Raw genomic sequence first — 8,127 nt, 5'->3', positions numbered from 1 at the left:
ATTACCGCAGAAATGGATATGCACCACCCAGTCAACAAAAGCCTGGTCGGCCCAAAGGCCGCCAAGACCTCAAACCGGTTCTTTCTTGATGCGGAACCAAGCCGCATACAGCGCCGGCAAAAACAACAGCGTCAACGCCGTCGCCACAATCAGCCCCCCCATGATCGCCACCGCCATCGGCCCGAAGAACACACTGCGTGACAGCGGAATCATCGCTAGCACAGCGGCAAGCGCCGTCAGCACGATCGGCCGAAAACGACGCACCGTGGCCTCGATGATCGCCTGCCAGGGTTTCAGCCCCGCAGCGATGTCCTGCTCGATCTGATCCACCAGAATCACCGAGTTCCGCATAATCATCCCGGACAGCGCGATGGTCCCGAGCATAGCCACAAAACCAAACGGCTGGCGGAACACCATCAGGAACAGAGTCACCCCGATCAACCCCAATGGCGCCGTCAGAAACACCATCACCGTGCGTGAGAAACTGCGCAGTTGCAGCATCAGCAACGTCAGCACCACCACAATGAACAGCGGCACGCCAGCCTTCACCGAGTTCTGGCCACGGGCCGAGTCCTCCACGGTCCCGCCGACTTCCAGCAAATAGCCATCAGGTAGTTCCGCGCGGATCGGATCGAGCGTCGGCATGATCTGCTGCACCAGCGTCGCCGGTTGTTCCTTGCCGTAGATGTCGGCGCGAATCGTCACGTTCGGCAAGCGGTTGCGGTGCCAGATGATGCCTTCTTCAAAGCCGTATTCCAGCGTCGCGATTTGTGACAGCGCCACGCTGCGACCGTTGTCGGTCGGCACCGCCAGGCTCGGCAGCAACGACAGTTCAGTGCGTTCATGCAACGTGCCGCGCAGGAGGATTTCGATCAACTCATTGTCTTCGCGGTACTGGCTGACGCTGGACCCGGTCAGCGAGCTCTGCAGGAATTTCGACAGGTTTGCAGTACTTACGCCCAGCGCGCGGGCGCGGTCCTGATCGACGTTCAGATAAACGACTTTGCTCGGCTCTTCCCAGTCCAGGTGGACGTTGGCCACGTGGGGATTCTCGCGAACCTTGGCCGCCACTTTGCGGGCCAGGGCGCGAACGTCCTCGATGTGTTCACCGGTGACCCGGAACTGCACCGGATAACCAACCGGCGGGCCGTTTTCCAGACGCGTCACCCGCGAACGCAGGGCCGGGAACTGTTCGTTGAGGGTTTCAATCAACCAGGTGCGCAGGGTTTCGCGGTCTTCGATGGTCTTGGCCAGGACGACAAACTGGGCGAAGCTCGCCGCCGGCAGTTGCTGATCCAGTGGCAGGTAAAAACGCGGCGAACCGGTGCCGACGTAGGCCACGTAATTGTCGATACCGGCGTGATCCTTCAGTAAACCTTCGAGGCGTTTAACCTCGTCGGCAGTGTTGCTCAACGAAGCGCCTTCGGCGAGCTTCAGATCGACCATCAACTCCAGTCGCCCCGAGGCCGGGAAGAATTGTTGCGGCACAAAACGGAACAACACGATGGAGGCAATGAACAGCACCACCGTCAGCGCGATCACCGTCTTGCGCCACCGCACGCACCACTCCACCAGGCGTCTGACACGCTGATAGAACGGAGTGGCGTAAGGGTCCGGTTGGCCGGTGCCGTGTTTCGCCGCATGAATCTTCGCCAGGTCCGGCAGGAGTTTTTCCCCCAGATACGGCACAAAAACCACGGCGGCAATCCACGATGCCAGCAGCGCGATGGTCACCACCTGAAAAATCGAACGGGTGTATTCGCCAGTCCCCGATTGCGCAGTGGCAATCGGCAGGAACCCGGCGGCGGTGATCAGCGTACCGGTGAGCATCGGAAACGCGGTGCTGGTCCAGGCGTAACTGGCCGCCCTGATCCGGTCGAAGCCCTGCTCCATTTTGATTGCCATCATTTCCACGGCAATGATCGCGTCGTCGACCAGCAAACCCAACGCCAGCACCAGCGCACCGAGGGAAATCTTGTGCAGGCCGATGCCCAGGTAATACATGCAGGCGAAGGTCATCGCCAACACCAGCGGAATCGCCAGCGCCACCACCATGCCGGTGCGCACGCCGAGGGAGAAGAAGCTCACCAACAGGACGATGGCCAAGGCTTCCACCAGCACTTGTACGAACTCACCGACACCGGTTTTCACCGCAGCCGGCTGGTCGGAGACCTTGCGCAGCTGCATACCGGCCGGAAGGTTTTTCTGGATCCTGGCGAACTCGATTTCCAGTGCCTTGCCCAGCACCAGAATGTCCCCGCCGTCCTTCATTGCCACGGCCAGGCCGATGGCGTCTTCCGCCATGAAGCGCATGCGCGGTGCCGGTGGATCGTTGAAGCCGCGACGAACGTTCGCGACATCGGAGATACGGAACGTACGATCACCGACACGGATCGGGAAGTTCTTGATCTCTTCGACCGTCTGAAAATTCCCCGAAACCCGTAGCTGCAACCGCTCACTGGTGGTTTCAAAGAAGCCAGCCGTGGACATCGCGTTCTGCTCTTCAAGCGCCTGCTGCACCGCCGCCAACGGCAAGCCGAGGGTGGCGAGTTTGACGTTGGACAGTTCGATCCAGATCTTCTCGTCCTGCAACCCGAGCAGGTCGACCTTGCCCACGTCCTTGACCCGTTGCAGCTGAATCTGGATGCGATCGGCGTAGTCCTTGAGCACCGCGTAATCAAAACCATCGCCGGTCAGCGCGTAGATATTGCCGAACGTTGTGCCGAATTCATCGTTGAAAAAAGGCCCCTGAATGCCCGGTGGCAAGGTATGACGAATGTCGCTGATCTTCTTGCGGACCTGATACCAGAGATCCGGAATATCCACCGAATGCATGGAGTCACGCGCAACGAACGTCACCTGGGATTCACCCGGTCGAGAAAACGAGACGATGCGCTCGTACTCACCGGTTTCCATCAGCTTCTTTTCAATGCGCTCGCTGACCTGTCGCGACACTTCCTCGGCGGTGGCCCCGGGCCAGTTGGTGCGGATCACCATGGCCTTGAAAGTGAACGGCGGGTCCTCGCTTTGTCCGAGTTTGGTGTAGGAAAGCGCGCCGACAATCGCCAGCAACAGCATCAGGAACAGTACGATCTGGCGATTACGCAGCGCCCATTCGGAAAGATTGAAACCCATCGGGGATTACTCCTTGTCCGCCAGATTGACCACGCGGTTGGAGCGATCCACCGGGCGTATTTGCTGCCCGTCATGAAGCACATGGACGCCGGCGGCCACCACCCAGTCGCTGGCGTTCAGGCCTTCGAGCACCGGCACGGTTTTCTCGCCGAATGCACCGACCCGGACCGGGGCTTTTTTCAGGGTGTTGTTGGCGCTGAGCACCCAAACGTAGGTGGCGCCGTTTTCGGCGGTCACTGCCGAGAGCGGTACCGACAGTGCCACGACGTCGGCAGTCTGGATAAATACCCGGGCGCTCTGGCCAAGTTCGGCCGGGACTTTACCGGCAGTGAACGCGATCCGAGCCGCGAAGGTGCGCGACTTTGGATCGGCGGCGGGCGACAGCTCGCGGATGCGTCCGGCGAATCGTTGATCGGGTTGGGTCCAGAGTTCCACCGACACCGGCTGACCGACCTTGAAACGACCGAAACTCTGCTCCGGCAGGCTGATCAGCACTTCGCGCTCGCCATCGGTAGCGAGGGTGAACACGGTTTGACCGGCGGCGACGACTTGCCCGACTTCCACCGCGCGCTTGGCCACGACGCCGTCCTGAGGCGCGCGTAATACGGCGTAGCTGGCCTGATTGGTGGAGACGTTGAATTCGGCCTTGATCTGCTTCAGGCGTGCTTCACCGGATCTGTAGAGGTTTTCAGCATTGTCGTACTGGGAACGGCTGACCATCTGACGTTCCATCAGGGTCTTGTAGCGATCACGCTCGGCGCGTACGAGATTGAGATTGGCTTCGGCAGCCGCGACCTGGGCGCGGGTTGCTTCCAGTTGCAGGCGCACGTCCTGGGGATCGAGTTCCGCCAGAGGCTGGTCAGCCTTGACCCGCTGCCCTTCTTCGACCAGTCGTCGACTGACTTTGCCGCCAATGCGAAAGGCCAGGTCCGGCTCGTAGCGGGCACGGACTTCACCGGGATAGCTTTCCATCGCCTGGGCCGAAGGCTCTGGCTGCACGACCATGGCCGGTCGGACAGTGACCTGCGGCGCCTCTTCGTGACCACACGCAGACAATAAAAACGCCAGACTGACTGGCAAGGCGAGGGGCAAGGCATAGCGGAACATGGTGAAGGACCTTTCGCTAATGGTGCTTGGAATAATTATACTGAGCAGTATGTTATTAATAGCAAACTCACCAGTCCAGTATTAAAAACGAATATGCCGAACAATCTTTCAGCCCCCAATGGCCCGGGCCGTCCCAAGGATCTGGCCAAACGCCAGGCGATCCTCGATGCGGCGAAAATCCTGTTTCTGAGCAATGGTTATGCGAGCACCAGCATGGACGCCGTCGCGGCTGAAGCTGGCGTGTCGAAGCTGACCGTCTACAGCCATTTCAACGACAAGGAGACGTTGTTCTCCGCCGCCGTGGTCGCCAAATGCGAAGAACAATTGCCTACGCTGTTTTTCGAATTGCCTGACGGCATTTCAGTGGAAGCAGTGCTGTTGAATATCGCGCGCGGCTTTCATCACCTGATCAACAGCGATGAATCGGTGAACCTGCACCGGTTGATGATGACGCTGGGCAGCCAGGACCCAAAGCTCTCGCAAATCTTCTTCGAGGCCGGGCCGGAGCGCATGTTGCATGGCATGGAGCGGTTGCTGAGCAAGGTAGATCAGAGCGGTGCGTTGAGCATCGACAAGCCCCGTAACGCGGCGGAGCACTTCTTTTGCCTGCTCAAGGGCGCGGGGAATTTTCGGTTGTTGTATGGCTGTGGCGAGCCGTTGACCGGGGATGCGGCCGAGGAACATGTGCGGGAAGTGGTGGGGTTGTTTATGCGGGCGTATCGGCCTGAGACAGCCTGATAGGTATCGACTGTCTGTTCTGGCCCCTTCGCGAGCAAGCCCGCTCCCACATGGGAATGCATTCCCATGTGGGAGCGGGCTTGCTCGCGAAGGCTGCGACTCGGTCTCAGGGCTTGAGCGCCTTCTTCGGATAAATGTCATACCGACTGGATTTCCCGTCCAGTGCATGACTCGGCTTCGGCCCCGCAATGCACGGCGCCTTGCGCGGACGCTTCACCACCACCCGATGGCTGGCCAATGCCAACGCGGCCTCCAGCAACGCGGGTGCATCCGGGTCATCCCCCACCAACGGCCGGAACAGGCGCATTTCCTTCTTTACCAGCGCGGTTTTCTCACGGTGGGGAAACATCGGATCGAGGTAGATCACCTGCGGTGGCTCGCCCTCCCAGTTGCGCATGACCTCGATCGAGTTACCCTTGAGCAAACGCATGCGCGCCACAATCGACGCCACGTCGAAATCTTCCGCGCCGCGTGCCAAACCATCCTCGAGCAACGCACCGATCAACGGCTGGCGTTCGATCAGGCTCATCTCGCAGCCCAGGCTCGCCAGCACGAACGCATCCTTGCCCAGCCCCGCCGTGGCATCCAGCACCCGCGGACGCACGCCCTGCGCGATGCCAACAGCCTTGGCGATCATCTGACCGGTGCCACCGCCGAACAAACGGCGATGAGCCGCGCCGCCCTCGACAAAGTCCACCCGCACCGGCCCCGGGGCGTCGGGCCCCAGCTGTTGCAACTGCAAACCCTGCTCCCCCACCTGCAAGGCAAACTCGCCATCATCGACCTGCAAAGGCAGGCCCAGGCGTTCGGCCCATTGCTCGGCCTGTGGCTGAAAAGCCGTGCCCAGGGCCTCGACATGGATGCGGCAAGCCGCGGGTTGCTCAATCATGGGAAAACACGCTCAAAAAATTAATGATCGGCAAAAACGGCCGATAACAAAACTAACGAGCATTTTGCCAGAGCTGAGCGTCGACCGAGAGAAATGTCAGACATTCAACGCACATCGATAGGTTACATCTCGCCCCACGGCGATTTTGGCCTGCGAAATTCCCAGGCACTGAGCGGCGTCAGTCACCTGTGGCAGGATTTTTTTGCCCAGGCTCTGGCCGATCAGTCGGGCGATGTCGTGCCGGCTTCTCTCGATTTTCCGGCGGTCGATCTCGAGAGCCCGGTCGAACCTACGATTGGCAGCGAGCTGCTGGCGCACATCGTTTCCCAGCGTGAATGCGATGTGAAAGAAACCCAGGTCAAGCCACCCGAGCCATTGTTCCTGCCGATTGCCGAGTTCGACATGGACCTGGCCGACAAACCGTTCCCACCGTTCCCGGCAGAAGAAATCGTCGCTCAGCAGAAACAGCAGGACTTCGAAAGCGGCTGGGTTCGCCCGATCGTGCTGACCGCAGGTCAACCCGTGCCAGAAGCCGGCCCGGCGCCGCAACCGCGTCCACTGCACTTGCCGATCGCCGAATTCGAAATGGACCTGCTGGACAAGCCATTCCCGCCGTTCCCGCCCGAAGAGCTCGCGGAACAACAGAAAAACTTCGATTTCGACATCGGCTGGGCACGCCCGATCGTTCTGCAGAACCTGCGCATCGCCGCCTGATCTTCAATAACAAGTCCTCAGCGACACACCCACCACGGCCCGACATCCACGTGAAAATGATTGCGATGGGCAGCGTTGTAGTCCGGGCCCAACACCACACTGAACACGTCGCAGGCGCCGTCGCGGACCTGACGTAAAAACCGTGCGTCCTGATTATCCTTCGGCCAATCCTTGAGCACGCTGATCGATCGGCCGTCGGCCAGGCGAAAACCGGCGATATCCAGCGCGTTCGCCGTGGCGTGCTGGCTGAGCCTGCCATTCTCACGGCCGTAGACGTTTCGACAGGCAAAGCTTCCCAGATGGTCGACGCGGGTGACCGCTTGCCAGTAGACCGTCTGGGCCGCTGGTTGCAACGCATGATGTTCGAACAGGGCAAACGACACCGCCAGGCGACAACTGGCGAGGAAACTGCTGCTCAATGCGACGTTCCCGCCCTGCACGCGCAAGGCCTCGTTCAATGGACACTTTGCATCAGGGCTGTCGGCTTGAGGGGCGACGCGCAATCCGGAACTGCTCAGGGCCTGCTCGCACAACTGCGAATCATCGCGCAGTAGCATGAGTTTGTAGCGGGTCAGCAGGTTCGGTTTGGCCTTCACGTCCAGCGGCGCCCAAGGGTTCCACTGCGGCGGCAGCGAGATCCAGCCGCGCCAGACGCTCACTCCAGCCACACCGACCATCAGCAGCAACACGAGCAGCACCCGCACAAACCGCATCGTCAGCCTTTGAATAACTGATTGGCTTGCGCGTACGGCATCGACCGCGACGTGAAGGTGAATGTGCCGGAGGTCTTGACTTCTTCGGCCGCCCGGTAGAACTCGCCAAGCGCTGCCAACGCCAGTGCCGAGCCGACGCTGATGCGTTTGACGCCCATTTCGCTCAACTGCTCGACCGTCAATTTCAGCCCGCCGGACATCAGCACGTTAACCGGTTTGGGCGCCACAGCGCGAACCACCGCCAATACGTCTTCAGCGCTGCGCAGTCCCGGCGCATACAGCACGTCGGCGCCTGCTTCGGCGAAGGCCTGCAAGCGGCGAATGGTGTCGTCCAGATCGGGATTGCCATGCAGGAAGTTCTCGGCCCGGGCCGTCAATGTGAAGGGGAACGGCAAACTGCGAGCCGCGGCGACAGCGGCTTCGATCCGTGCCACCGCATGCTCGAAACAGTAGATCGGGGCCTCTGCGCGGCCGGTGGCATCTTCGATCGAACCACCCACGGCGCCCGCTTCGGCGGCTCGCAAAATACTTTGCGCACACTCGGCCGGATCGTCGGCAAAACCGTTTTCCAGATCGACCGCCACGGGCAGATCGGTAGCCGCGACAATCGCCCGAACGTTCGCCAGGGTATCGTCCAGCGTCAGTCCGCCATCGGGACGGCCCTGGGAAAAGGCATAACCGGCACTGGTGGTCGCCAGCGCCTCGAAGCCCAGGCTGGCGAGCATTTTCGCCGAGCCGGCGTCCCACGGATTGGGAATGACAAAAGCGCCAGCGCGTTCATGCAGTGCTTTGAACGCCTGGGCTCGAAGGGTTTGCGCATCCATTGGCAGG

General features: G+C 60.6%; 7 protein-coding genes. 2 read left to right on the top strand and 5 right to left on the bottom strand.

Translation table 11 applies throughout. From position 1 onward, the window contains the following. Positions 1–69: 69 nt before the first annotated feature. Positions 70–3,135: an efflux RND transporter permease subunit gene (locus PMI01S_RS20805; protein ID WP_084321945.1), complete on the bottom strand. Its 3,066-nt coding sequence runs from the start codon at positions 3,133–3,135 to the stop codon at positions 70–72. Positions 3,136–3,141: 6 nt separating this feature from the next. Continuing rightward, positions 3,142–4,242 (bottom strand): efflux RND transporter periplasmic adaptor subunit, encoded by a 1,101-nt coding sequence (locus PMI01S_RS20800; RefSeq protein WP_084321944.1) that lies wholly within the window; start codon positions 4,240–4,242, stop codon positions 3,142–3,144. Positions 4,243–4,335: 93 nt separating this feature from the next. Here PMI01S_RS20800 and PMI01S_RS20795 point away from each other — a divergent pair, with 93 nt between their 5' ends. Further along, positions 4,336–4,980: a TetR/AcrR family transcriptional regulator gene (locus tag PMI01S_RS20795; protein WP_084321943.1), complete on the top strand. Its 645-nt coding sequence runs from the start codon at positions 4,336–4,338 to the stop codon at positions 4,978–4,980. Positions 4,981–5,086: 106 nt separating this feature from the next. On the opposite strand, the gene PMI01S_RS20790 is transcribed toward PMI01S_RS20795, so the two are convergent. Continuing rightward, on the bottom strand, positions 5,087–5,869 hold the full coding sequence (locus PMI01S_RS20790; RefSeq protein WP_008035485.1) for a class I SAM-dependent methyltransferase: 783 nt from the start codon (positions 5,867–5,869) through the stop codon (positions 5,087–5,089). Between the two features lie 93 nt (positions 5,870–5,962). Between PMI01S_RS20790 and PMI01S_RS20785 the strand changes: the two genes are divergently transcribed. Next, on the top strand, positions 5,963–6,583 hold the full coding sequence (locus tag PMI01S_RS20785; protein ID WP_084321942.1) for an energy transducer TonB: 621 nt from the start codon (positions 5,963–5,965) through the stop codon (positions 6,581–6,583). 17 nt (positions 6,584–6,600) lie between these two features. On the opposite strand, the gene PMI01S_RS20780 is transcribed toward PMI01S_RS20785, so the two are convergent. Next, positions 6,601–7,296 carry an extensin-like domain-containing protein gene (locus PMI01S_RS20780; RefSeq protein ID WP_084321941.1) on the bottom strand — a complete coding sequence of 232 codons (696 nt, stop codon included), beginning with the start codon at positions 7,294–7,296 and terminating at the stop codon, positions 6,601–6,603. A 2-nt stretch (positions 7,297–7,298) separates the two neighbouring features. Next, positions 7,299–8,120, bottom strand: coding sequence for an isocitrate lyase/PEP mutase family protein (locus PMI01S_RS20775; RefSeq protein WP_084321940.1), 822 nt, complete (start codon positions 8,118–8,120; stop codon positions 7,299–7,301). Between the last annotated feature and the right edge of the window lie 7 nt (positions 8,121–8,127).

Source organism: Pseudomonas migulae NBRC 103157 (assembly GCF_002091715.1).
GTDB classification, from domain to species: Bacteria; Pseudomonadota; Gammaproteobacteria; order Pseudomonadales; family Pseudomonadaceae; genus Aquipseudomonas; species Aquipseudomonas migulae_A.
This window is presented reverse-complemented; position numbering and strand designations above follow the sequence as displayed.